The organism is Sphaerisporangium sp. TRM90804, assembly GCF_029846175.1.
Classification (GTDB): domain Bacteria; phylum Actinomycetota; class Actinomycetes; order Streptosporangiales; family Streptosporangiaceae; genus Sphaerisporangium.
Genome location: NZ_JARWAC010000026.1, coordinates 54,574 through 77,000 on the forward strand (window position 1 = coordinate 54,574; position 22,427 = coordinate 77,000).

Sequence of the window (22,427 nt, forward strand, 5' to 3'; positions counted from 1 at the left end):
GAACCGGGTCGCCGTCGTCCGCGAGACGACGCCATCTGATGCCGAAGGGAGACCTGAGCCATGAGCATCACGCACGACGGGGACTTCGGGGTGCCCGGGTCGCTCGGGCGGGCGTTGGGCGACGTCGGGGCGGAGCGGGTCGCGCAGGACATGCGGTGGGGGATCCGGGATCATCCCGACGGCACCGGGCCTCATGCCGGGGAGGCCGCAGAGCTGGCCAAAGGGGAGACGGCGGCGGCGTTCGCCGACGGTTCGCTGACCTGGCGCCACATCCTCATCGAGGAGGTCCTGGAGGCGTTCGCCGAGGACGACCCCGCCAGGCTGCGCGCCGAACTCGTCCAGGTGGCCGCCGTCGCGACCAAATGGATCCAGGCCCTCGACCGGCGCGGCCTCCCGGCTGAGACCGATGCGCGGCCTGCGGACTGACCGGGCCGCGCTGGTCGTGATCGCCGGCCTCGCCTTCGTCCAGAACCCGCGCCGCGCCCACCACGACCTCGGCGTCGCCGGTGATGAGTTGTCGCGCCCGCGGCCGTCATACCTACGACGGGATACGACGAGACGGAAGGGTGACGTGATGAGTGCGGACACGCGGCTGGAGGAACTGGGCGTGAGCGGGCTGGGCGAGGCCGACGAGCCGGCGTTCTCGGGGCTGGCGGAGCGGCACCGGCGGGAGCTGCACGTGCACTGCTACCGGATGCTCGGGTCGTTCGAGGACGCCGAGGACACCGTGCAGGAGACGTTCCTGCGCGCCTGGCGGCGCAGGGAGACCTTCGAGGGGCGCTCGACGTTCCGGGCCTGGCTGTACCGGATCGCCACCAACGCCTGCCTGGACCTGCTCGCCAAGTGCCGCCCGGAGCCCGCGACCGACGGCGAGGTGCCGTGGCTGCAGCCCTACCCGGACCGGCTGCTCGACGAGCTGCCCGCGGGCGACGCGGACGAGCCGGAGGCCGTCGCCGTGGCGCGGGAGACGATCGAGCTGGCGTACCTGGTCGCCGTCCAGCACCTCGCGCCGCGCCCGCGGGCCGTGCTGATCCTGCGCGACGTGCTCGGCTGGCCGGCGAAGGACGTCGCGGAGCTGCTGGGGGACTCCGTCAACTCCGTGAACAGCGCGCTGCAGCGGGCCCGCGCCGGCATGCGGGAGCACCTGCCCGCCGAGCGACAGGACTGGACCGGCGGCGAGGAGGACGCCGGGACGCGCGAGCTGGTGCGCCGCTACACCGACGCCAGCGTGGCCACGGACGTCGACCGGCTCGCCGCCCTGCTGCGGGAGGACGTCCGCTGCTCGATGCCGCCCACGCCGGGCCTGCAGATCGGCCGCGACACGGTGGTGAACGACTGGGTCGAGAGCGGCTTCGAGGGCATGCAGCATCTGCGCGCCGTCCTCACCTCCGTGAACCGGCAGCCCGCCGTCGCCTTCTACCAGTGGCGCAAGCCGGAGGGCGCGTACCTGCCGCTGACGATCGACGTCCTGCGAGTCGCCGGCGGAGCGATCACCGAGATCATCACGTTCCACGACGACCGGTTCCCGAGGCTCGGGTTGCCCGAGCGCCTGCCGGCGGACGGCACCGAGTAGTCCCGGTGTGGACGCCCGCGCCGCGCGCTGGCACGCGTGTCGCGGCGGCCTGTGCAGCGGCTGACGGTACAAGGAGGCCGGCGGACGATGCGGTTCGGCGGGGCCGGTCAGCGGACGGGGAGGCCGGTGACGGCTCGGCCGATTATGAGTCTCTGTATCTCGCTGGTGCCTTCGAAGATGGTGTAGATCTTGGCGTCGCGGTGGAAGCGTTCCACGGGGTGGTCGCGGGTGTAGCCGGCGCCGCCGAGGATCTGCATGGCCTGTTCGGTGACCCAGACGGCGGTCTCGCCGGCCACCAGCTTGCACATGGAGCCTTCGGCCTGGGTGAAGGGGCGGGTGTTGCGGGCCATCCAGGCCGCACGCCAGGTCAGGAGGCGGGCCATGTCGACCCTGGTGGCCATGTCGGCCAGCAGGAACGCCACGGCCTGGTTCTCGCCGATCTTGCGGGAGAACTGCTCGCGTTCGCGGGCGTAGTCGCGGGCGTACTCGTAGGCCGCGCGGGCGATGCCCACCGCCATGGCCGCGACGACGGGGCGGGTGGTCTCGAAGGTGCGCATGGCGCCCTGCTCGCCGCTGCGGCCGCCCTCGCGGACGCGGGCCAGGCGGGCGTCCAGCTTCTCCTTGCCGCCGAGCAGGCAGCGGCCCGGGACGCGGACGTCGTCCAGGACGACCTCGGCGGTGTGGGAGGCGCGGATGCCGTGCTTCTTGAACTTCTGGCCCTGGGAGAGGCCGCGGGTGCCGGGCGGGATCACGAACGACGCCTGGCCGCGGCTGCGCAGCTCGGGGTCGACCGTGGCGACGACGATGTGCACGTGGGCGATGCCGCCGTTGGTGGCCCAGGTCTTGACGCCGTTGAGCACCCATTCGTCGGTCGCCGCGTCGTAGACCGCGCGGGTGCGGATGGCGCCGACGTCGGAGCCGGCGTCGGGTTCGGAGGCGCAGAACGCGCCGAGCCTGGGGGCGTCGGCGGTGCCGAACATCTCGGGCAGCCACTCGCCCATCTGCTCGGGCGTGCCGCTCGACGACAGGGCCGCCGCCGCCAGGCCGGTGCCGGCGATGGACAGGCCGATGCCGGCGTCGCCCCAGAACAGCTCCTCGAAGGCCACCGGGATGCCGAGGCCGCTCTCCTCGAACCACTGCTGGGCGAAGAAGTCGAGGGAGTACAGGCCGATCTTGGCGGCTTCCTGGATCACCGGCCAGGGGGTCTCCTCGCGCTCGTCCCACTCGGCGCCGGCGGGGCGCACGACGGTGGCGGCGAACTCGCGCACCCAGTCGCGGACCTCGCGCAGCTCCCCGCCGATCTCCGGGCAGAAGGCGAAAGCGCTGTCGGCCATTCTCGATAACTCCTCAGGGCGGTCAGGAGCCGATGGGACGGACCGGCTGCCGATGGGGCGCGTCGCCGCGCCCTCGACGTTACCAACGGTAACACCGTCCGCGTGATCCTTCCGCAGGTGGCGGGCGGGCCGCGACAGCGGTGAGGAAGGTTAACCGGAAGGAAACACCGCAGGCGCGGGCCGGACGTGCGGGCGCCCCCGCCGTCCTTCCGGCCGGCGGGGGCGCCCCTGGGCTGTGCGGCGTCAGTCGTCGTCGCTGCCCCAGAACCAGCCGCCGTGGCCGCGCTCACGGTAGGAGGTCTGGGTCTGCGTGTTCAGACGGTCGGAGCGGACCTTCTTGGCCGGGTCCGTACGCCGATCGTTGATCTTGATGACGTCGAAGCCCTTGTTGAAGTCGCTCGCGTAGATGTAGCCGTTGTAGTAGTACGCGGACCAGAACCCGCCGCCGCCCTCGGAGGCCGGGCCGCGCTCGAAGTACCCGATCTCCTTCGGGTGCCTGGAGTCGGTGAAGTCCCAGATCGAGGCGCCGCCCTGGTACCAGGCCTGCACCATGATGTCCTTGCCCTTGACCGGGATCAGCGAGCCGTTGTGCGCGACGCAGTTCTCGGAGTCGGCCTGGTAACGGGGGATCTTGAAGTAGCTCTTGAAGACGAGCTGACCGCGGGTGATGTCGTAGATGGCGTCCGCGCCGTGGGTGGGGCCGACGGCCTCGTTGCAGGTCGCGGCGCCGCCGCCGCCCAGCTCGTCGGTGAAGACCACCTTGGTGCCGGAGTTGTTGAACGTCGCCGAGTGCCAGAACGCGAAGTTGGGGTCGGTGACGCGGGCCGTCACCCTCGGCGCCTCCGGGTTGCGGATGTCGAACAGCACGCCGTCGCCCATGCAGGCGCCCGCGGCGATGCCCTTCTCCGCGTACACGGTGATGTCGTGGCAACCGCTGGTGGGAACCAGCAGACCGGGCTGGGTCTCGTTGCCGCCGTCGGGGAACACGACGGGGGTGGCCACGACCGCGGCGGCGGTCGGGTCGTGCAGCGGCACCTTGACGATCGAGATCTTGTCATGGGGCGGCTGGCAGTCGGGGAAGGTCGGCTGCGGCGAGTACGAGGAGACGTACAGGTAGACGTTTCCGCGCTTCTTGTCCGGCAGCAGCGTGTGGGTGTGCGAACCGCACGCCGTCTCGACCGACTTGATGTACTTCGGGTTGGCCTTGTCGCTGACGTCGAAGATCCGGATGCCCTCCCAGGACGTCTTCTCCGAGGCAGGCTGCGCGACGCTGCTGCAGGAGTCGTTGTTGCGGGAGGAGTCCACGGAGGCGAACACCAGGTCGCCGTAGACGGAGATGTCCATCTGCGAGCCCGGGCAGACGACCGAGCTCACGACGGAGGTCTTCTTCGGGTTCTTGATGTCGTAGATGGAGAAGCCGCCGTAGTTGCCCACGTAGGCGTAGTCACCCTGGAACGCGATGTCGGTGTTGATGGTGGCCGCGATGGCGGCCGGCTTGGGGACGTTCGTCACGTGCTCGACGTTCGGGCTCATGACGATCTGGTCGGTGCCCGGGATGTCCGCTGCCTGAGCGGGCGTCGCCGACAGCATCAACGCCGTCACCGACCCCACCAGGATGAGGAACCGGCTCGCCTGGCCGCCTCTGCGGGGGATGGACAACACTCAGGAACCCTCCTTGGTGCTTACTGCCATAGGAGAACACAGTCGGGCAGATTTTCTCCCAGACCAGAACTGTTAGCTATAGGTCACAATGTCAGCAAAACGTTCCGACATGCCGTCTTTACTCGTACGTCAACGACGAGCTAGGGTGCACGCGCCCAGTGGACATCCCCTAGGAGGTCGGGTGCGCGCCGCGCTCCACGTCGTCATCGCCACGGCCGCCCTCGCCGCGCTGGCGGCCTGCTCGGGGTCGCCGGCGACCCCGTCGGCCCAGTCCACGGCCCCGGTCATCGCCCCGGGAAGGCCCGGCGAGACGGCCAGGACCCTCGGCCCGGACGAGGCCGTCACCGCCGTTCCGAGCCTGTCCGCGAACGCCGCCGACATCCGGTTCATGCAGGACATGGTCGTGCACCACCGCCAGGCGCTGGACATGAGCACGGCGGCGCCCGCACGCGCCGCCTCCGACCAGGTGAAACGGCTGGCCGCGCGGATCTCCGCCACCCAGGGGCCCGAGATCAACGCGATGATCCGGTGGCTGCGGCAGGAGGGCCAGCGCGTCCCCGACCATCACGCCGACCATCACGACATGCCCGGCATGGCGACGCCCGAGCAGCTCACGGAGCTGAGGGCGGCGACCGGCGCGGAGTTCGACCGGCTCTACCTGAAGCTCATGACCGCACACCACATGGGGGCGCTCACCATGGCCGCCGAGGAGATGGAGAAGGGCACCCACGCCATCGCGCAGGAGCTGGCGCAGGACATCTCGGTCACCCAGGCGGCGGAGATCAACCGCATGCGCCGCATCGACGTCACCGGCTGACCACACTGCGTCACCACGTCCGATTATCGGACCTGCCGAATTCGATCACCTGATGCCGGCTTTACACGCCGTCTGATCGCCCCCGGGACGGGGAACGCGCGGGCGGTCGTTACAGTGATCTCGTGGACCTCGCGGCGTTGCCCCACCCCATCGTGCAGGCGCCCCTGGCGGGCGGGCCGTCCACGCCCGCGCTCGCCGCGGCGGTCTCGGCCGCCGGCGGGCTCGGGTTCCTGGCCGCCGGCTACCGCTCCCCCGACGACGTGCGGGCCGACATCGCCGCGGTGCGGGCGCTGACGGCGGCGCCGTTCGGGGTCAACCTCTTCGTCCCCTCGCCGGAACAGGCCGACCCGGCCGCCGTGGACGCCTACGCCGCCCGGCTGGCGGGCGAGGCGGAGCGGCTGGGCGTGCGGCTCGGCGTCCCGGCGGACGACGACGACGCCTGGCGGGCCAAGCTCGCCGTCGTCGCCGAGGAGCGTGTGCCGGTGGTGTCGTTCACCTTCGGGCTGCCCTCGGCCGCGACGATCGCGCGGGCACGCGCGGCCGGGGCCTACGTCCTGGTGACGGTCACCACCCCCGAGGAGGCGTCCGCCGCTCACGAGGCCGGAGCCGACGCGCTGGTGGCTCAGGGCATCGAGGCCGGCGGGCACCGGGGCGGCTTCACCGACGACGCGGGAGACTTCGGGCTGCTGGCGCTCGTGCGGCTGGTGCTGCGCCGCACGCCGCTGCCCGTGGTAGCCGCCGGCGGGATCTCCGACGGCGCCGGCGTGGCCGCGGTGCTCGCGGCCGGGGCGGTGGCCGCGCAGGTCGGCACCGCGTTCCTTCGCACCCCCGAGGCCGGCACGAACGCCCCGCACCGGGCGGCGCTGGCCGCCGGCGACCGGACGGCGGTGACGCGGGCCTTCACCGGCCGGCGGGCGCGCGGGCTGGTCAACCGCTTCCTGGAGGAGCACACCGCCGAGGCGCCGGCGGCCTACCCGCAGGTCCACCAGCTGACGGCCCCGCTGCGGGCGGCGGCCCGCCGGGCGGGCGACGCCGGCTCGATCAACCTGTGGGCCGGGCAGGCGTACCCGCTGGCTGACGAGACGCCCGCCGGAGAGCTGGTCGCGCGGCTCGGCGCGGACGCGCGCCAGGCTCTCGCCGAGACCGCCCGCCGGCTGTCCGGCGGTCACCGGTAGGCGTCGAGTCCCAGCTTCACCGCGACCGCGATGCCGCAGAGCGCCGCCACGACCCGCAGGGTCTGTCCGGGCATGCGGCGGACGATGCCGGGGCCGAGCCAGCCGCCGGCGAGGAAGCCGGTCGCGAGTGGGACGACCACGGCCCACTGCACCGGCCCGAACACCGCGAAGCCGGCCGCGGCGACCAGGTTGGCCAGCGCGGTGAGCACGTTCTTGAAGGCGTTCAACCGGGCCGGCGGCTCGCCGATTGCCGAGGAGAGCAGAGCGAACATCATGAGGCCGCCCGCGGCGCCGAAGTAGCCGACGTAGACGGCGACCGCGGCCACCCCGGCGCGCAGCGCCCGGTCGCCCGCGCTCCTCGGCTGCGCCGGGACCTCGCCGGGCGCGCGTGGGCGCCGGAACAGAGCCAACGAGGCGAGCCCGATGAGCCACGGCACCGCCAGCTCGAAGACCCGCGACGGCGTCAGCAGCAGCAGCGCCGCCCCGGCGGCCCCGCCCAGCACGCTGCCCCCGGCCAGGCGCAGCACCTGGACGCCGTGGCCGGACAGCTCCGGGCGCGAGCCGGCGGCCGCGCCGAGGCCGGAGAACACCAGCGAGACGGTGTTGGTCACGTTCGCGGCGAGCGGCGGCAGCCCGAACGCGAGCAGGGCCGGATAGGAGACGACCGAGGCCAGGCTGACGACCGAGCTGACGACGCCCGCCACGAGCCCGACCCCGATCAGCCCGAGCACCTCGACGACGGTCACGGCGTCGGCGCGGCCGCGCGGGCGGACGCCGTGCGCGCCGGGGAGGGCCCGGTGCCGGAGATCGCCGGGTTTCCGGACGTCAAAGGTGCAGCAGGCTGCCGTGGTGGTCGATGTGGTCGGCGGTGTCGTCGTCGAACCACATGCCGCCGGTCGCAAGGTAGCGGAACCGGTGGACGCCCTGGGGCAGGATGACGGACACGGTGCGGGTGCCGTTGCGGCGGCGGCGCAGCTCGTGGCGGCCGGGGTTCCAGCCGTTGAAGTCGCCGACGACGCTCACGACGCCGTAGGGGTGGTCCAGCGGCAGGGCGAAGGTGACGCGGGTCTTCCTGCCGAACAGGGTGTTGCGCTTGAGCATCGAGAGTTCTCCCGGGGGAAGGGTGGCGGTCCAAGCCTTCCGCAGATCCACCCCTTCCGGGCATATGGACACGCCCGGCGTTACATACTTTTCATCAGCGTTAACCGGCCTGTAGGTATATGCCGCACTGCCGGGGGCTCAGGACGCGGCGTGGCGCTCCAGGAACGTGTAGACGTCGGCCTCGTCCACGCCGGGGAAGGACCCGGGGGGCAGGGCGGCGAGCACGTGGGAGTTGGCGCGGGCCGAGGGCCAGGCGTACCCCTCCCACCGCTGCGTCAGCTCCGTGGGCGGACGGCGGCAGCAGTCGCCGGAGGGGCAGTTCGACTTGGTCCTGGTGGTGGTCTCGCGGCCGCGGAACCAGCGCGACTCCCGGTACGGCACCCCCAGCGTGATCGCGAAGTCGCGCTCGCCGGAGGGGTCGACGTGGGCGACGCAGAAGTAGGTGCCGGTGGGTGAGTCGGAGTACTGGTGGTACACCGAGAAGCGGTCGGGCGAGCGGAACACCTGCCGTCCCGACCAGTGCAGGCACATGCGCTGCCCCTCGATGGCACCCTGCTCGTCGGCGGGGAACACGATGCCGTCGTTCTCGTAGGCCTTGTAGATGATGCCCTCGGCGTCGTTGCGCACGAAGTGGCAGCTCAGGTCGAGGTGGTGGGTGGCCAGATTGGTGAAGCGGTGCGCGGCCATCTCGTAGGAGACGGCGAAGACGTCCCGCAGGTCCTCCACCGACAGAGCGCGGTCCTGCTTGGCCTCCTTGAGGTAGGGGACGGCCGTCGCCTCGGGGATGAGCACCGCGGCGGCGAAGTAGTTGGCCTCGGTGCGCTGGCGCAGGAAGTCGGCGAAGTCGCGGGGCTTGTGGTGGCCGAGCGCCAGGTGCCCGAGGGTCTGCAGCAGGATGGTGCGCGGCGTGTGCATGCCGAGCTGCTCGTGTTTGACGTAGATGCGGCGGTTGCGCAGGTCGGTGATCGACCGCACCGACCGCGGCAGGTCCTGCGCGGTCTGCACGGCGAAGCCGAAGTGGGTGACCAGCGCCTGCACGGTGCCCTGCGACAGCGCGCCGGTGCGGTAGCCGACCGCGGACAGGGCCTCGGCCGCGGCGGCCTCGATCTCGGCGAAGTAGTTGCCCTGCTCGCGCTGCTTGCGGCGCAGCTCGGCGTTGGCCGCCCTGGCCTCCTCGGGTGTCGCCGTGCCCTTGGCCTGGCGGGAGCGCAGCTCCTCGTACAGCCCGAGGATGTGCTCCAGCACGTCGTTCGGGACGCGGGCGGAGACCTTCAGCCGGGGCAGGCCGAGGCCGGCGTAGAGCGGGTCGCGCTGGGCCTCCTCCAGGGCGATCTCCAGCTGGGCCCGGCGGTTGGGGGCCTGCCTGCGCAGCAGCTCCTCGACGGGAACGGCCAGCGCGACGGCGAGCGACTTCAGCAGCGACAGCTTGGGCTCGCGCTTGCCGTTCTCCAGCAGCGACAGCTGGCTGGGCGCCCTCCCCACCCGCTCGCCGAGCTCCGACAACGTGAGCCCGCGCTGCTTGCGCAGGTGCTTCAGGCGCTGGCCGAACGCCAGGAGGTCGAGCTCCTGCGTCAAAGACAGCGGTTCTTCTCCCACCAAGGAGGCCATGAGGCGATCCTAAGCGCAAATTCGACACATCTTCCAGTAGCGCGGCCGCCGGAACGCCGCGCGCCGCGTCCGCCGGACGGGGCGAGGGTTTCCGGCCGGTGCGGCGTGAGCTGGATCACACGAATTGGTCTAGGCCATATAGAAAAGTTTGCATTTCTTCTAGGTGTAATACTGGCGAGTATTCACTTAAGGCGAAAACTATCCCGATTTTTCATGATCCAGGCCTTTGCATATCGCCTGAGGCGGCACAGACTCGAAGCAAGCGCCCAGAGGACGCCAAAGGAGTCAACAAAATGAAAGATCGCCTCAAGGGAGCTGCAGACGAGCTGCGGCAGGAGTGGGAGATCGACCCGCGCTGGTCGAACGTCGAGCGGACCTTCACGGCCGAAGACGTCGTTCGGCTGCGCGGCTCCGTACAGGAGGAGCACACTCTCGCCCGCCTCGGCGCGGAGCGGCTGTGGTCCCTGCTGCACAGCGAGGAGTACGTGCACGCGCTCGGAGCCCTGACCGGCAACCAGGCCGTGCAGCAGGTGAAGGCGGGGCTGAAGGCGATCTACCTGTCGGGCTGGCAGGTCGCCGCGGACGCCAACCTCGGCGGCCAGACCTACCCCGACCAGAGCCTCTACCCGGCCAACTCGGTGCCGGCGGTGGTGCGGCGGATCAACAACGCGCTGCTGCGGGCCGACCAGATCACCTGGTCCGAGGGCGACGGCGGGGCGCCGCACTGGCTGGCGCCGATCGTCGCCGACGCCGAAGCCGGGTTCGGGGGCGTCCTGAACGCCTTCGAGCTGATGAAGGGCATGATCGCGGCCGGTGCCGCCGGCGTGCACTGGGAGGACCAGCTCGCGTCGGAGAAGAAGTGCGGCCACCTCGGCGGCAAGGTGCTGATTCCGACGGGCCAGCACGTCAAGACCCTCAACGCCGCCCGCCTGGCGGCCGACGTGTGCGACGTGCCCTCAGTGATCATCGCGCGGACCGACGCCCAGGCCGCGACGCTGCTGACCAGCGACGTCGACCCGCGCGACCAGCGGTTCACCACCGGTGAGCGCACGGCCGAGGGCTTCTACCGGGTGCGCAACGGCATCGAGGCCTGCATCGCCCGCGGCATCGCCTACGCGCCGTACTCCGACCTGCTGTGGATGGAGACCTCCACGCCCGACCTGGACGTGGCCCGACGCTTCGCCGAGGCGGTCAAGGCCGAGTACCCCGACCAGCTGCTCGCCTACAACTGCTCGCCGTCGTTCAACTGGAAGCAGCACCTGGACGACGCCACGATCGCCAAGTTCCAGCGCGAGCTCGGGCACATGGGCTACCGCTTCCAGTTCATCACCCTGGCGGGCTTCCACTCGCTGAACTACTCGATGTTCGACCTCGCGCGCGGCTACGCCGAGGACGGCATGACGGCGTACGTCGGGCTCCAGGAGGCCGAGTTCGCCGCCGAGTCCCGCGGCTACACCGCGACCCGCCACCAGCGGGAGGTCGGCACCGGGTACTTCGACCTGGTCAGCACGGCCGTGGCGCCGGACTCCTCGACGGTGGCGCTCAAGGGCTCCACCGAGGCCGAGCAGTTCGCCGAGACGCGCTGACACCACGTCCCCGGCGCGGCGCCGGGCACCCCACGAGCCCGCGGGCGCGTCCGGCAACATCCGCTTTGGGCAGCGGCCCCCTCCGGACGCGCCCGCGTTCCACGTCCCCGGCCGGGGGCGTGGAGGGACGCGGCGGGCCCCGGGATCGGCGACGATCGCGGGGCCCGTCCCGTCAGCGGGCTCGTCACCGGCCGGAGCGGTTCACGGACGCCCGGGCGCTCAGGTGATGGGCGTCTCGACGGCCGTGGGGGTGGGGGGCGGCACCGTCGGGGAGGGGGTCTCCTCCCCGTCGCCCCACTCGGGGATCTGGGTGATGCTCACGGTCGGCTTGGGCTTGGTGCGGGTGGGCCGCGGCTCCCCGGTGGGGCACGGCTTCTCCTTGCCCTTCTTGTTGGTGCACGTCTCGGGGCCCTCGGGCGTGGACGGCTGCGTGGGGCGCCTGGTGGGCGACGGGATCGGCGTCTGCCAGGGGCTGCGGCTGGGCGTGCCCTCCGAGGGCTCGCCCGGGCGCGTGGAGCCGGCCGTCGGCGTGGAGGTGTGGGTCAGTCCGGGGGGATGGACGACGCCGCCCGAGCGCCGCGGGCCGGACGCGGCGACGACCGCCCCGCCGGTGCCGGCGTCCGCCCCGGGCGCGGGCGTCTTCTGGAACGGCATCACCACCGGCACGCGCTCCTGCGGGCCGCCGGAGATGGCGTCGATGGTGCCGGCGCCGTTGCCGCCCGCCGCCACGACCGTCACCGCGGCGATCGACACCGTGGCCAGGGCGGCGAAGCCCGCGTGCGAGGCGTGGCCGCGCCGCGCCGCCGACCGTCGGGCGGCCCGGGCCCCGGTGGTGCCCGTGGCGGGCGCGTCGACGACCGCCTCGCCTCCGGAGTCCACCAGCCGCAGGCGCCCCCCGGCCGAGGCCGGGTAGGGCACGGGCACCCAGATCTCCTCAAGGACCGCCGCGACCGCCTGCCGCGGGTCCCAGGAGCGGTCCACGCCGCCGGCGTTCAGCAGCCACGCCAGCAGCGTCGCGGCGTCCGGCCGCTCGTCGGGCTCCTTGGCCAGAGCGGCCGAGACCGGGCCCCACAGCAGTTTGGGCACCGAGGCCAGGCGCGGTTGCTCGACCAGGATGCGCCGGGTCAGCACCTCGGCGTCACCGGTGCCGAACGGGTGGTGGCCGGTCGCCGCGTAGGCGACCAGGCAGCCCCACGCGAACACGTCGGAGGCGGGGATCGCCGGGCCGCCGGTCAGCCGCTCGGGGGCCACCCATCCGGGGCTGCCCATGACCTGGCCGGCCTGCGTGTGGGCGACGGCGGCGTCGACGTCCCTGGCGATGCCGAAGTCGATGACCCTCGGGCCGTCGGGCGACAGCAGCACGTTGCCGGGCTTGAGGTCGCGGTGCACGAGCCCCGCCTCGTGGATCGCCACCAGCGCCGCCGCCGAGCCCAGCGCCACCCCGTACGCCAGGTCGGAGGTGAGCGGGCCGCGCGCCTTGATCACCTGCGAGAGGGACGGCCCGGTGATGTGCTCGGTGACGAGATACGGGCGGTCGCGGTCGGTGCCGTCCTCCAGGACCGGGGCGGTGCAGAACGGGACCACGCGCCGGGAGAAGTCGACCTCCTCGGCGAACCGCGCCCTCAGCGTCGGGTCGGCGAGATGGACCGGGTGCGGCGTCTTGAGCGCGACGAGGCCGCCCCCGGGGCGCTCGGCGAGGTAGACGACCCCCATGCCGCCCGCGCCGAGGCGGCCGAGCAGGAGGTAGCGCCCGATGATGACCGGGTCGCCGACCGTCAGCGGCCGAACCCCTGGAGGCGTCCCGCCGGGGGCGCCCGATCCGCCACGTGCCATCCGGGATGACCTCTCTTCGAGTGGTGCAGCACAGGCCACTGTGGCGCTCCAGAAGGGCATTCGGCGCGTACTAGTTCGAAGTGGCATGGCAGGTAAGGCGACTGATACCAGGAGGTAAGTAACTGCAGTGTCACGTGTGACGTGACGTGGCGGAAGTGACCACGACTCGGACGCCCCTGCCTCGGCGATCCCGCCGTTGACGGACGCGCGACGGGCCGATGACGAATTACGGTCAGGCCCTGCCGGGGCCCCGCGTCGATGACCGGCCCGGTCCGCGAAGCCCTCCGAGTAACGCGCCGTACGGCGGCGCCGGCTTCACCGACCCCCTTCTCACCGACGCGGCGCCGGAGATGGGCACTTCGTGAGCGAGGGAGAGATCCGCGGGCTGGGCGGGGGCGCCCTGGAAGGCGTGCCGGAGGCGTCGTTTCCGGAACGGGGGACGGTTGAACCGCGGGCGGTGGCGCGGAGGAAGGCCCCGCCTGTGCGCCGGCGGGGGCGGGGTTATGGTCAGGCCGCGTCGCTGGCGGCGGGGGCGGGGGCTGCGGCCGGTCGGGTTCCGGTCGTCGCCTCCTCGACGGCGTCGACGAAGCGCTGGATGTGGCGGAAGACGAGCCGGGCCTCGGGGACGACGTCGGCCAGCATGGCGAACACGTGCGGCATGCGGGGCCACTCCTCGTAGGTGACCGCGACGCCGGCCTCGCGGGCGCGCAGGGCGACCCGGCGGCCCTCGTCGCGCAGCACCTCCGTCGAGCCGGTGACGATCATGAGCGGGGGCAGGCCCTCGTAGTCGCCGTAGACGGGCGAGACCAGCGGGTCGCGGCAGTCCAGGCCGGCGGTCCAGCGGCGCGCGAGCCATTCGACCCGGCCGGCGGACAGCATCGGGTCGACCCAGGTGTTGGCCCTGCGCGGCGTGTCGGACAGGTCGGTCCAGGGCGACAGGCAGACGGCGGCGGCGGGCTGCGGCAACCCCCGGTCGCGCAGCGCGAGCAGGGTGGCGAGGGTCAGGTGGCCGCCCGCGGAGTCGCCGGCGAGCACGATGTCCGAGGCGGCGTACCCCTGGTCGAGCAGGCCCTGGTAGGCCTCCAGGGCGTCGTCCAGCGACGCGGCCAGCGGGTGGGTCGGCCCCTGGCGGTAGTCCAGCGCCAGCACCGGGCGCCGGGTGGCCGCCGACAGGCGCCAGGTGATCGGCCGGTGGGTCGCCGGGGAGCAGAAGAAGTAGCCGCCGCCGTGGAAGTAGAGCACCACCTTGCCCTCGTCGACGTCCTGCCCGGCACGCACCCACTCCGCGCCGCACGCCCCCGAGCCTTCCTTGACGATGGACACGGCGTCGGGCACGGGGATGGGAAGCGGCAGCCGCTCCCCCATGGAGACCAGGCGCGCGAACAGCGTGACCGCGACGCCGTGCCGCAGCAGCAGCGCCGACATCGGCTTGGTCGTGCCGCGCAGGAGCGCGTTCAGCGCGGTGGCCTGCCAGCTCATGGGATAGGACGTGGTGACGTCCACGTCGATCTCCTGCTGCATGCGCCGGACCTCCATACCCAGGTCAAGCCGAACCGTGTTCTATCTACCGACGGGTATACCCCGGTTTACACGCGTGTTACATGCTTTGTCGAGGGTAGGGGGAGATATTTGACCTGGTGGGGGGCTTCCAGGGCCCTCCGCAGGGGTTACCCGGAGAAAACAAGAGGCCCGCCGCGAGGGCGGCCGATAGGATGCGGACTCCGCCGTCCTGGAGGTGTCCGACCTTCTCGCTCTATCTGACGATCTTCAGGTACGGCTTCCGCCGCCACGCCGCCTACCGGGCCGCGGCCGTCGCCGGAGCGTTCACCAACACCGTCTTCGGCATCCTGCGCGCCTACGTGCTCATCGCCCTGTGGCAGGCGCGCCCTGGGCTCGCGGGCTACGACGTCGCCGACGCGGTCACCTTCTGCTTCCTCACCCAGGCGTTCATCGGCCCCATGCAGGTGTTCGGCGGCACCCTGGACCTCGCCCAGCGGGTGCGATCCGGCGACATCGCGCTCGACCTGGTGCGCCCGGGGTCGCTGCTGCTCTGGAGCCTCGCCGACGACCTCGGCCGAGCCGCCTACCTGTTCCTCCTCAGGAGCATCCCGCCGACGCTCGTCGGCGCCGTGCTGTTCGGCATCCGCTTCCCGGCGGAGGCGCTCACCTGGGCGGCCTTCGCGCTGTCGGTGGTCATCGGCGTCGTCGTGAGCTTCGGGCTGCGCTACCTGGTCGCGCTGTCGTCCTGCTGGCTCTTCGACGACCTGGGCGTCCAGTCGCTGTCGCTGGTCATGACGACCTTCTTCAGCGGCATGATCCTGCCCCTGGTGATCTTCCCGGGGTGGCTCGGCACGCTGGCGCGCGCGCTCCCGTGGGCGGCCATGGTGCAGGTGCCGGCCGACGTCTTCCTCGGGAAGGCCGACCTCGCCGGCGCGCTGGCCTTCCAGGCGCTGTGGGCGGCGGCGCTGCTCGCGGCGGGCGCCCTCGCCACCCGGGCCGCCCGTCGCAAGGTGGTGATCCAGGGTGGGTGAGCCGTAGATGACCGACCTCGTGCGCACGTACGTCCTGCTGGCCTACACGTGGGTGCGGGCCGCCGCGCAGTACCCCGTGTCACTGGCGATCACGACCGTCGCCGCCTTCCTGGTCACCGCGCTGGACGTGGCGGCCATCGCGGTGATCTTCACGCACACCCGCTCGCTGGCCGGCTTCACCCTGCTGGAGGTCATGTTCCTCTACGGGACGGCCGGCCTGTCGTTCGCCATCGCCGACCTGCTGTTCGGCAACGTCGACCGGCTGAGCCAGCACGTGCGGGCGGGAACCTTCGACGCGATGCTGATCCGGCCCGCGAGCCCTTTCGTCCAGATGGCGGTGGAGCGGTTCGCCTTCCACCGCGTCGGCCGGATCGCCCAGGCGGGCGTCGTGCTCGCGATCGCCCTGCCGGGGCTGGAAGTGCCCTGGCGGCGCGCGTGGATGATCCCGGTGATGGTGGTGTGCGGCATCGTCATCTTCACCGCGCTGTGGACGCTCGGCGGGGCGCTGCAGTTCCTGCTCACCGACGCGCCGGAGGTGGCCAACGCGTTCACCTACGGCGGCGGGCAGCTCACGCAGTACCCGCTGAGCGTGTACGGCGACGACCTGGTGCGGGGCGTCACGTTCATCGTCCCGCTGGCGTTCGTCAACTGGCAGCCGGCGCTGTACGTCCTGGGCCGCCCCGACCCGCTCGGCCTGCCGCACCTGCTGCGTTTCCTGAGCCCGGCGGCCGCCCTCGCCCTGGCCTGCGTCGCGGCGCTCGCGTGGCGGGCCGGGCTGCGCCGTTACCGATCCACCGGGAGCTGACATGATCGAGCTCGACGGCGTCGGCCGTTCGTTCACGGTGCGGCAGGGGCCGCGCTGGCGGCGCCGCGGGGGCCCGCGTGTCGTGCACGCCGTCCGCGACCTGTCGTTCCACGTGGCGGCCGGGGAGTTCGTGGGATACCTGGGGCCCAACGGCGCGGGCAAGTCCACGACGATCAAGATGCTGACCGGCATCCTCGCCCCGACCAGCGGCCGCATCCAGGTGGCCGGGCTCGACCCGTCACGGCGGCGCGCGGTGCTGGCCCGGCGCATCGGCGTGGTGTTCGGGCAGCGGACGACGCTGTGGTGGGACCTGCCGCTGCGCGACAGCTTTCACCTGGTCCGCCACCTTTACAAAGTAGATCGGACTGTGCACGCGGCCCGGCTGGCCGAGCTGTGCGAGGTGCTGGAGCTGGGCGGCTTCCTGGACACGCCGGTCCGGCAGCTCAGCCTGGGCCAGCGCGTGCGCGGCGACATCGCGGCGGCGCTGCTGCACGACCCGGCCGTGCTGGTGCTGGACGAGCCGACGATCGGGCTGGACGTGGTGAGCAAGGCGGCGGTGCGGGAGTTCCTGCGGACGCTGAACGCCGAGCGCGGCACCACGGTGCTGCTGACCACCCACGACCTCGGCGACATCGAGCGGCTCTGCCGCCGGGTCATGCTGATCGACCACGGCCGGCTGGCCTTCGACGGGACCGTCGACGAGCTGCGGGCGACGGCGCCCGGCGAGACGTCCATCGAGGACGTCGTGACCCGCCTCTACACGCGCCCGTCGCCGTCGTGACGGCGCCGGGCGCCGCCCCGGTCAGTAGTAACCGGCGGGCTCGGGGTTCTCCTCGTACTCCTGCTCGCGGCGGCGGCCGCGCGAGGCCCACCGGGACGGCATGAGCACCGGGACGAACAACGCCAGGCCGGCCAGCGCGAAGACGCCCGTGCCGAGCAGGTCCTGCATGCCCCTGCCGGCCTGGACGATCATCGGGTCCAGCGAGGCCCCGGTGGGGGCCAGGCTGAGCGCGCGGCTGACGTCCAGCGCGTAGACCACCGTCCACGCCAGCAGCACCATGGAGGGCACGAACGTGGCCAGCGGCGAGACCCTGCCCGCCAGGACGAGACCCAGCACGAGCCCGGCCACCAGCATGCCGCCGATGCCGACCAGCGCCCGGGTGTCCCGCACGGGGTCGACCGCGTTCGCGGCCCCGCTCGCGACGCTGACCAGACCCCGCGCGGCGTCCTGCGAGGCCCACCCGGCGCCGGCCAGGAGCACCGCCGTCACCACGACGCCGAGCAGCAGCCCGAGAAAGTGCCGCATGGTCACCACCTCGCTCATCGCGCATGTGAAGTGCGGCAAACAGTAGCGACAAAACCCCTATGGCGGCAGATGCCGCCCGGGCACCGTGCTGACGCGGCCGAGACACGGCGGCCCGGCCGTGACACGATGTGGGGCGTCATGAATGCCCGGCTCCCCCTGCGCCTCGTGCGGGCGTCCGCCTTCGCGGTCGTCTGCGTGACGCTGGCCGTGCTCGGGCACCGGGTGGCCGGCGGGGCCGGGCCGCCCGAGTGGGCGACGACGGCCGGCGTCGCCGGGGTGGCGCTCGCGGCGGCCTGCATGGCGGGGCGCGAGCGGTCGCCGCAGACGATCATCGGCTCGCTCGCCGGCGCGCAGGTGGCCCTGCACCAGCTCTTCGACCTGTCCTCGGGGGGCGGCGGCTCGGTCCTGAGCCTGCACCCCGCGCACGCGGAGGGCCTGGGCGCGGGCATCGGCATGATCGTGGCCCACCTCACCGCCACGCTGCTCACCGGCTGGTGGCTGGCCCGGGGCGAGTCGGCCCTGTGGTCGGTGCTGCGCCGGGCGGGCGCACGCGCGGCCGTCCTGCTGCGCCGCCTGCTCGGCGTGCCGGGCGGCGGCGCGGACGGCCCGCGCCGGCCCGGCGCCCTCGTGTTCCGGTGTGACACCCCGCTTCCGGCACGGCGGGAGCTGCGCCATGCCGTCCGCAGGCGCGGCCCTCCACTTCCCGCCGCCTTCTGAAGAACCCGGCCGCGAGCCCCCGCCGACGGGGGCGCTCCTCGCGGCGCCCGGCCCCGCGCGCGTCCCGCCCGGGCCCGGCTCGGACGTTCCCTTTTCGCGGATGAAGTGGAGATCCCCATGTCGTTCAGCTCTGCCGGCCGCCGCGCGGCCGTCGTCCTCGCGGGCGCCCTCGCGCTCACCGCCGGCCTCGCCCTGCCCGCGCTCGCCCACGTCAGCATCAACCCCGGCACCGCCGAGAAGGGCGGCTTCACCAAGGTCGCCTTCCGCGTGCCCAACGAGCGGGACGACGCGTCCACGACCCGGCTCGTCGTCGACTTCCCCAAGGACCACCCGCTGCCGTTCGTGTCGGTGCGGCCCGTCTCGGGGTGGAAGGTCGAGGTGACCGAGAGCAAACTGCCCAAGCCGGTCACGACCGAGTACGGCGAGATCACCGAGGCGGTCACCCGGGTCACGTGGTCGGGCGGGAAGATCGACGCCGGCCAGTTCCAGGAGTTCGAGGTGTCGATGGGCATGATGCCCGACGACACCGACCAGCTCATGTTCCCCGCGGAGCAGACCTACTCCAGCGGGGAGGTCGTGAAGTGGGCCGACCCGCCGAAGGCCGACGGGTCGGAGGCCGAGCACCCGGTGCCGACGCTCAAGCTCGTGGCCCCGGCCGCCGGCGGGGACGCCCACGGCGCCGCTCCCTCCGCCACGCCCACGCTGGCCGTCCAGGCGCAGCCGGCCGGGCACGCCGAGGCCGCCTCCGCCTCCGACGGCACGGCCCGGGTACTCGCGGGCGTCGGCATCGCCGTGGGCCTGGCGGGCGTCGCCGCCGCCGTCGCCGCCCTGCGCCGCGGGCGCGGCGCGCCGCAGGCCTGACCGGTCACCGCCCGGCCGGGGCCCGGGGTGCCGTCACGGCGCCCCGGCCCCGGGGGGCGACGGTCAGCTGGTGATGTCCCGGCTGGTGAAGCGGCCCCAGGCGATCGCGCCGGCGATCAGCGCGTAGGAGGCGAAGGCGAACAGGCCCTGGGTCATCACGTCGGTGGCGACCGGGTCGCGCATGGCGCCGTCGAACGTGCTCCACCAGGTGGTCAGCAGGTACGGCCTGATCGGCTCCAGCTGCGGGATGAGCGAGAAGACCTGGAAGAACACCACACCCACGACGCTTCCCGCGACCGCGCCGATGGGCACCTCGGTCATGGTGGAGACGGCGATGCCGATCGCCCCGAAGGCCGCCATGCCCGCGGCGCAGTAGGCGACGACCAGCAGGAGGCGCAGCAGCCCGTCGAACAGCGGGATCGTCGTGCCCGACAGCAGCGTGACCGGGCCGACCGGGAACAGCGCGAAGCCGGTGACCAGCGCGGCCAGCGCCACCACCGCGCAGGCGGCCAGCGCGAAGACGGCCATGTTGGCGAACTTCACCAGCAGCAGCCGGGTGCGACCGGCCGGAGCAGTGAGCAGGTACCTGAGCGTGCCGCCGCCCGCCTCCCCCGCGATCGACTCGCCGGCGACGACCGCCACCGCCAGCGGGAGCAGGAGCTGGATCAGCATCGACATGGCCACGAAGGTGAGCATCACGCCGTTGCCGGCCACCTGGGTGACGATCGACGGGGTGTCCTCGTCCATGCCGACCACGCGCAGCACGACGCCCATGATCACCGGCACGACGGCCAGCACGACCAGCATCGCGATGTTGCGCGGCCTGCGGAAGGTCAGCCCCAGCTCCGACCGGAGCAACCGCCCCGTCGCCCGCAGCGGCCGGGGCCGCATGGGCTCCGCGAACGGCCCGCCGGCCCCCGCCCAGGCGGCCGTTCCAGCCGCCCGCCCGGCGCCGGCCGGCCTCCCGTCCTGGTCGGCGACGCGCCCGGCGGCCCGCCCGTCCACGAGGCTCCCGGCCCCGCCGGAGACGGTTCCATCCGCCCGCCCGTCGGCCGCGCCGGAGACGGTTCCATCCGCGCGCCCGTCCACGAGGCCCCCGGCCGCGCCGGAGGCGGTCGCACCGGTACGGCCGGAGGGCTTCCCGGCGTCCGGCCGGGCCGAGCCCGCCGAGTCCCGGGTGGTTCTAGCCGTCGACATCGAAGCCCTCCCCTGTCAGGTCCACGAAGACCTCCTCCAGACTCGGCCGCAGCACGGCGAGCCCCCTGACCGCCACGCCCGCGCCGACCAGCTCGGCGCAGACGCGCTCGGGCGGGACGCCGCCGATCTCGGCGGACACCTCGCCGTCGGCGGCGCGTACCCCGGCCAGTTCGAGCCGGTCGAGCACCGCCGCCGCGCGGGCGGCGTGCGGGGTCTCCACGCGAAGGCGGGCGGCGTGCCCCGCCGTCAGCTCGGCGATCGGCCCCTGGGCGACCAGCCGCCCGGCGCGCATCACGCCGATGTGGGAGCACATCTGCGCCACCTCGGCCAGCAGGTGGGAGGACACGAACACCGTGGTGCCGTCGGCCGCGATCTCCTTGATGAGCGACCGCACCTCGCGGGTGCCCTGCGGGTCGAGGCCGTTGGTCGGCTCGTCGAGCACGAGCAGCTCGCGCGGGCCCAGCAGGGTGGCGGCGATGGCCAGCCGCTGGCGCATGCCCAGCGAGTACGCCCGGTACCGCTTGCCGGCCGCGGCGCCGAGCCCCACCCGGTCGAGCGCGGCGCCGACACGCGCGCCCACCGTGCGCGGGTCGGCGAGCGGGTCGGCGGCGTCGTACCGGCGCAGGTTCGCCTCACCCGACAGGTACGGGTAGAAGGCGGGCCCCTCGACCAGGGCTCCCACCTTCGGCAGCGCCTCGGAGAGCCCCGCGGGCATGGGCCGGCCGAGCACCTCGCACGCGCCGCTGGTCGGCTGGACCAGGCCGAGCAGCATGCGGATGGTCGTGGTCTTGCCCGACCCGTTCGGGCCCAGGAAGCCGAAGACCGAGCCGCGCGGCACCGTGAGGTGGAGGTCGTCGACGGCCACCTGGCCGCCGGCGAAGCGCTTGGTGAGCCCGCGCGACAGGATCGACGCCGGCTCCGTCGAGGCCCCGGCCGGGGCGCCCCGAGGGGACGCCGCCTCGGGCGCCCCCTCCCCCGTCATGGTCGTCATCCGCGGCCGGCCGCCTCTGCCAGCGCCTCGGGGGTGACGGCCCCGACCAACAGCCTGCCGTCGTCGGTGAACAGCGCCGACACCAGCTTGGTGCGCAGGACCTTGCCGCTGCCCCACGGGCCGGAGATCTGCTTGGCCGACTTCAGCACGGAGTTCACGAGCCGGCCGGGGTCGGCGGCCTCGCCGTGGCGCCCCCCACCGGCGGGCGACGCGGTCAGCTCGGCCAGGGAGAACGGCAGCTCCGCGACCGTCGTCCAGCCGCTGCCGAAGGTGCGCGGCGCGCCGGCGTGCTTGGCCGCGTGGTCACCCGCGCCCTCGCCCCACGGCGTTGCCCCGGCCTCGGAGGCCGCCGAGCCGAGCTCCTGCGTCTCCACCTTGGCCCCCGCCGGCGGGGTGAAGGCGAAGTTCTCCGGGGCGGGCGTCGAGAACGACACCTGGGTGAAGCCGACCTCGAACGCCGGCTCGGCCGTGCCCTTGGCGTAGACCTGGACGCGCAGCGGCATGTAGTTCTCGCCGTCCAGGGCCACCTTGACCCGCTCGACCAGGGACTTGGCGTCCTTGGGCGCGAGGACGAGCTGGTAGGCGGCGCGTCCGGCGACCGTCTGGCCGTTCTCGACGGTGACGGCGGTGTCCTCGCCGGCGGCCTTGAGCAGCTCGGCGGCCGCCGCGTCCGGGGTCAGCGCCGACGGCAGGGCCGACCGCGCGGTGCCGGGCGTCCCGGCCTCCGGCTTGGCCGGCAGCTTAATGCGGGTGGCGGTGTTCTTCTCGCTGTCCCACAGCCAGGCCTGGCCCTCGCCGTCGGAGATCAGGTCGGTCTCGCTCATCTGGCCGGGCAGCGCGATGCGCAGCCGGTCGTCGCCGCCGTACCAGACCTTGACGGTGTGCGAGCCCGACAGCAGGGACAGCGGCGAGCTGCTGGCCCCCGACGGGATCGGCAGCGCCGGCAGGCCCAGGGAGGCGGTCTCCACCACGGTGCCCGACATGGCGGGCGGGCTGTGCCGCTGCGCGGTCTTGGCGACCTCGGCCAGGAGCTGCTGCGCGGTGCGCTCGGGAAGGGAGGGCTCACCCTGGACGGCGGCGACCACCGGGCCCGCCCCCACCGCGGCGCCCACCACCGCGACGGCGGCGACCGGCACCCCCCACCTCATGGCGCGTGTCCTTCTCGACTGGGTCGGCATGTCACTCCTCAACGTTATGTCCTCGATCTCGACACCATCAGGCTGCCGCGAACCCCCTGTGCCGAAGCTGAGACCGCCTGAGACCGCTCTCAGGCGGGACGCCTCTCAGGCGGGTCTCAGCAGGAGGCAGCAAGATGGGGGGACATGCCGGT

The 22,427-nt window shown here is 73.1% G+C and carries 21 protein-coding genes; 10 read left to right on the forward strand and 11 right to left on the reverse strand.

Annotated elements, in window-relative coordinates:
* Positions 1-60: 60 nt before the first annotated feature.
* Both PYR91_RS29025 and PYR91_RS29030 read left to right on the forward strand, forming a co-directional pair.
* Positions 61-426: a hypothetical protein gene (locus PYR91_RS29025; protein ID WP_279784860.1), complete on the forward strand. Its 366-nt coding sequence runs from the start codon at positions 61-63 to the stop codon at positions 424-426.
* A 148-nt stretch (positions 427-574) separates the two neighbouring features.
* The gene (locus PYR91_RS29030) at positions 575-1,573 is read left to right on the forward strand and encodes an RNA polymerase subunit sigma-70 (RefSeq protein WP_279784862.1); all 999 of its coding nucleotides are present in this window, start codon (positions 575-577) and stop codon (positions 1,571-1,573) included.
* A 107-nt stretch (positions 1,574-1,680) separates the two neighbouring features.
* Here the strand turns inward: PYR91_RS29030 and PYR91_RS29035 are convergent, their stop codons facing one another.
* Positions 1,681-2,907, reverse strand: a complete 1,227-nt coding sequence (locus tag PYR91_RS29035; protein WP_279784864.1) for an acyl-CoA dehydrogenase family protein — start codon at positions 2,905-2,907, stop codon at positions 1,681-1,683.
* A 243-nt stretch (positions 2,908-3,150) separates the two neighbouring features.
* A complete protein-coding gene (locus PYR91_RS29040; RefSeq protein WP_279785111.1) occupies positions 3,151-4,566 on the reverse strand; it encodes a hypothetical protein in 1,416 nt (471 codons plus the stop codon).
* A 184-nt stretch (positions 4,567-4,750) separates the two neighbouring features.
* Here PYR91_RS29040 and PYR91_RS29045 point away from each other — a divergent pair, with 184 nt between their 5' ends.
* Positions 4,751-5,386, forward strand: coding sequence for a DUF305 domain-containing protein (locus PYR91_RS29045; RefSeq protein ID WP_279784866.1), 636 nt, complete (start codon positions 4,751-4,753; stop codon positions 5,384-5,386).
* A 122-nt stretch (positions 5,387-5,508) separates the two neighbouring features.
* Positions 5,509-6,561, forward strand: coding sequence for a nitronate monooxygenase (locus PYR91_RS29050; protein WP_279784868.1), 1,053 nt, complete (start codon positions 5,509-5,511; stop codon positions 6,559-6,561).
* On the opposite strand, the gene PYR91_RS29055 is transcribed toward PYR91_RS29050, so the two are convergent.
* The 3 genes from PYR91_RS29055 to PYR91_RS29065 form a co-directional block, all read right to left on the reverse strand.
* Complete coding sequence (locus PYR91_RS29055; protein ID WP_279784870.1) at positions 6,552-7,307, reverse strand: sulfite exporter TauE/SafE family protein; 756 nt, start codon at positions 7,305-7,307, stop codon at positions 6,552-6,554. The two genes, PYR91_RS29050 and PYR91_RS29055, sit on opposite strands and share 10 nt — an antisense overlap.
* A 79-nt stretch (positions 7,308-7,386) precedes the next feature.
* Positions 7,387-7,662: an isoamylase early set domain-containing protein gene (locus PYR91_RS29060; RefSeq protein ID WP_279784872.1), complete on the reverse strand. Its 276-nt coding sequence runs from the start codon at positions 7,660-7,662 to the stop codon at positions 7,387-7,389.
* 138 nt (positions 7,663-7,800) lie between these two features.
* Entirely contained in the window at positions 7,801-9,237 is a 1,437-nt protein-coding gene (locus PYR91_RS29065) for an XRE family transcriptional regulator (protein ID WP_279785114.1), read from the reverse strand.
* A gap of 326 nt (positions 9,238-9,563) precedes the next feature.
* Here PYR91_RS29065 and aceA point away from each other — a divergent pair, with 326 nt between their 5' ends.
* Positions 9,564-10,856: an isocitrate lyase gene (aceA, locus tag PYR91_RS29070; RefSeq protein WP_279784874.1), complete on the forward strand. Its 1,293-nt coding sequence runs from the start codon at positions 9,564-9,566 to the stop codon at positions 10,854-10,856.
* Positions 10,857-11,075: 219 nt separating this feature from the next.
* Here aceA and PYR91_RS29075 read toward each other — a convergent pair whose 3' ends face one another.
* The gene (locus PYR91_RS29075) at positions 11,076-12,689 is read right to left on the reverse strand and encodes a serine/threonine-protein kinase (protein WP_279784876.1); all 1,614 of its coding nucleotides are present in this window, start codon (positions 12,687-12,689) and stop codon (positions 11,076-11,078) included.
* 507 nt (positions 12,690-13,196) lie between these two features.
* Positions 13,197-14,210 carry an alpha/beta hydrolase gene (locus PYR91_RS29080; protein ID WP_279784877.1) on the reverse strand — a complete coding sequence of 338 codons (1,014 nt, stop codon included), beginning with the start codon at positions 14,208-14,210 and terminating at the stop codon, positions 13,197-13,199.
* A 191-nt stretch (positions 14,211-14,401) separates the two neighbouring features.
* Between PYR91_RS29080 and PYR91_RS29085 the strand changes: the two genes are divergently transcribed.
* The 3 genes from PYR91_RS29085 to PYR91_RS29095 are packed head-to-tail and all read left to right on the forward strand — an operon-like array spanning position 14,402 to position 16,806.
* Positions 14,402-15,220, forward strand: a complete 819-nt coding sequence (locus PYR91_RS29085; RefSeq protein ID WP_279784879.1) for an ABC-2 family transporter protein — start codon at positions 14,402-14,404, stop codon at positions 15,218-15,220.
* Between the two features lie 7 nt (positions 15,221-15,227).
* Complete coding sequence (locus PYR91_RS29090; protein ID WP_279784881.1) at positions 15,228-16,025, forward strand: ABC-2 family transporter protein; 798 nt, start codon at positions 15,228-15,230, stop codon at positions 16,023-16,025.
* 1 nt (position 16,026) lies between these two features.
* The gene (locus tag PYR91_RS29095; protein ID WP_279784883.1) at positions 16,027-16,806 is read left to right on the forward strand and encodes an ATP-binding cassette domain-containing protein; all 780 of its coding nucleotides are present in this window, start codon (positions 16,027-16,029) and stop codon (positions 16,804-16,806) included.
* 21 nt (positions 16,807-16,827) lie between these two features.
* On the opposite strand, the gene PYR91_RS29100 is transcribed toward PYR91_RS29095, so the two are convergent.
* A complete protein-coding gene (locus tag PYR91_RS29100) occupies positions 16,828-17,331 on the reverse strand; it encodes a hypothetical protein (RefSeq protein ID WP_279784885.1) in 504 nt (167 codons plus the stop codon).
* Between the two features lie 138 nt (positions 17,332-17,469).
* On the opposite strand from PYR91_RS29100, the gene PYR91_RS29105 reads away from it, so the two are divergent.
* On the forward strand, positions 17,470-18,048 hold the full coding sequence (locus tag PYR91_RS29105; RefSeq protein WP_279784887.1) for an MFS transporter: 579 nt from the start codon (positions 17,470-17,472) through the stop codon (positions 18,046-18,048).
* A 117-nt stretch (positions 18,049-18,165) separates the two neighbouring features.
* Positions 18,166-18,909 (forward strand): YcnI family protein, encoded by a 744-nt coding sequence (locus PYR91_RS29110; protein WP_279784889.1) that lies wholly within the window; start codon positions 18,166-18,168, stop codon positions 18,907-18,909.
* 63 nt (positions 18,910-18,972) lie between these two features.
* On the opposite strand, the gene PYR91_RS29115 is transcribed toward PYR91_RS29110, so the two are convergent.
* From PYR91_RS29115 to PYR91_RS29125, 3 genes are read right to left on the reverse strand one after another with little or no spacing between them, the layout of a single operon-like run.
* Positions 18,973-20,106 (reverse strand): ABC transporter permease subunit, encoded by a 1,134-nt coding sequence (locus PYR91_RS29115; RefSeq protein WP_279784891.1) that lies wholly within the window; start codon positions 20,104-20,106, stop codon positions 18,973-18,975.
* A complete protein-coding gene (locus PYR91_RS29120) occupies positions 20,093-21,097 on the reverse strand; it encodes an ABC transporter ATP-binding protein (RefSeq protein WP_279784893.1) in 1,005 nt (334 codons plus the stop codon). Before PYR91_RS29120 ends, PYR91_RS29115 begins: the two co-directional genes overlap by 14 nt.
* Positions 21,094-22,245 carry a DUF2092 domain-containing protein gene (locus PYR91_RS29125; protein ID WP_279784894.1) on the reverse strand — a complete coding sequence of 384 codons (1,152 nt, stop codon included), beginning with the start codon at positions 22,243-22,245 and terminating at the stop codon, positions 21,094-21,096. Before PYR91_RS29125 ends, PYR91_RS29120 begins: the two co-directional genes overlap by 4 nt.
* Between the last annotated feature and the right edge of the window lie 182 nt (positions 22,246-22,427).

What these genes read in the sequence shown, in the direction of transcription:
- PYR91_RS29025 (WP_279784860.1), top strand. Translation starts at nt 61, where the DNA reads ATGAGCATCACGCACGACGGGGACTTCGGGGTGCCCGGGTCGCTCGGG.
- PYR91_RS29030 (WP_279784862.1), top strand. Translation starts at nt 575, where the DNA reads ATGAGTGCGGACACGCGGCTGGAGGAACTGGGCGTGAGCGGGCTGGGC.
- PYR91_RS29035 (WP_279784864.1), bottom strand. Translation starts at nt 2,907, where the DNA reads ATGGCCGACAGCGCTTTCGCCTTCTGCCCGGAGATCGGCGGGGAGCTG.
- PYR91_RS29060 (WP_279784872.1), bottom strand. Translation starts at nt 7,662, where the DNA reads ATGCTCAAGCGCAACACCCTGTTCGGCAGGAAGACCCGCGTCACCTTC.
- aceA (WP_279784874.1), top strand. Translation starts at nt 9,564, where the DNA reads ATGAAAGATCGCCTCAAGGGAGCTGCAGACGAGCTGCGGCAGGAGTGG.
- PYR91_RS29075 (WP_279784876.1), bottom strand. Translation starts at nt 12,689, where the DNA reads ATGGCACGTGGCGGATCGGGCGCCCCCGGCGGGACGCCTCCAGGGGTT.
- PYR91_RS29080 (WP_279784877.1), bottom strand. Translation starts at nt 14,210, where the DNA reads ATGCAGCAGGAGATCGACGTGGACGTCACCACGTCCTATCCCATGAGC.
- PYR91_RS29085 (WP_279784879.1), top strand. Translation starts at nt 14,402, where the DNA reads ATGCGGACTCCGCCGTCCTGGAGGTGTCCGACCTTCTCGCTCTATCTG.
- PYR91_RS29090 (WP_279784881.1), top strand. Translation starts at nt 15,228, where the DNA reads ATGACCGACCTCGTGCGCACGTACGTCCTGCTGGCCTACACGTGGGTG.
- PYR91_RS29095 (WP_279784883.1), top strand. Translation starts at nt 16,027, where the DNA reads ATGATCGAGCTCGACGGCGTCGGCCGTTCGTTCACGGTGCGGCAGGGG.
- PYR91_RS29100 (WP_279784885.1), bottom strand. Translation starts at nt 17,331, where the DNA reads ATGCGGCACTTTCTCGGGCTGCTGCTCGGCGTCGTGGTGACGGCGGTG.
- PYR91_RS29105 (WP_279784887.1), top strand. Translation starts at nt 17,470, where the DNA reads ATGAATGCCCGGCTCCCCCTGCGCCTCGTGCGGGCGTCCGCCTTCGCG.
- PYR91_RS29110 (WP_279784889.1), top strand. Translation starts at nt 18,166, where the DNA reads ATGTCGTTCAGCTCTGCCGGCCGCCGCGCGGCCGTCGTCCTCGCGGGC.
- PYR91_RS29115 (WP_279784891.1), bottom strand. Translation starts at nt 20,106, where the DNA reads ATGTCGACGGCTAGAACCACCCGGGACTCGGCGGGCTCGGCCCGGCCG.
- PYR91_RS29120 (WP_279784893.1), bottom strand. Translation starts at nt 21,097, where the DNA reads ATGACGACCATGACGGGGGAGGGGGCGCCCGAGGCGGCGTCCCCTCGG.
- PYR91_RS29125 (WP_279784894.1), bottom strand. Translation starts at nt 22,245, where the DNA reads ATGAGGTGGGGGGTGCCGGTCGCCGCCGTCGCGGTGGTGGGCGCCGCG.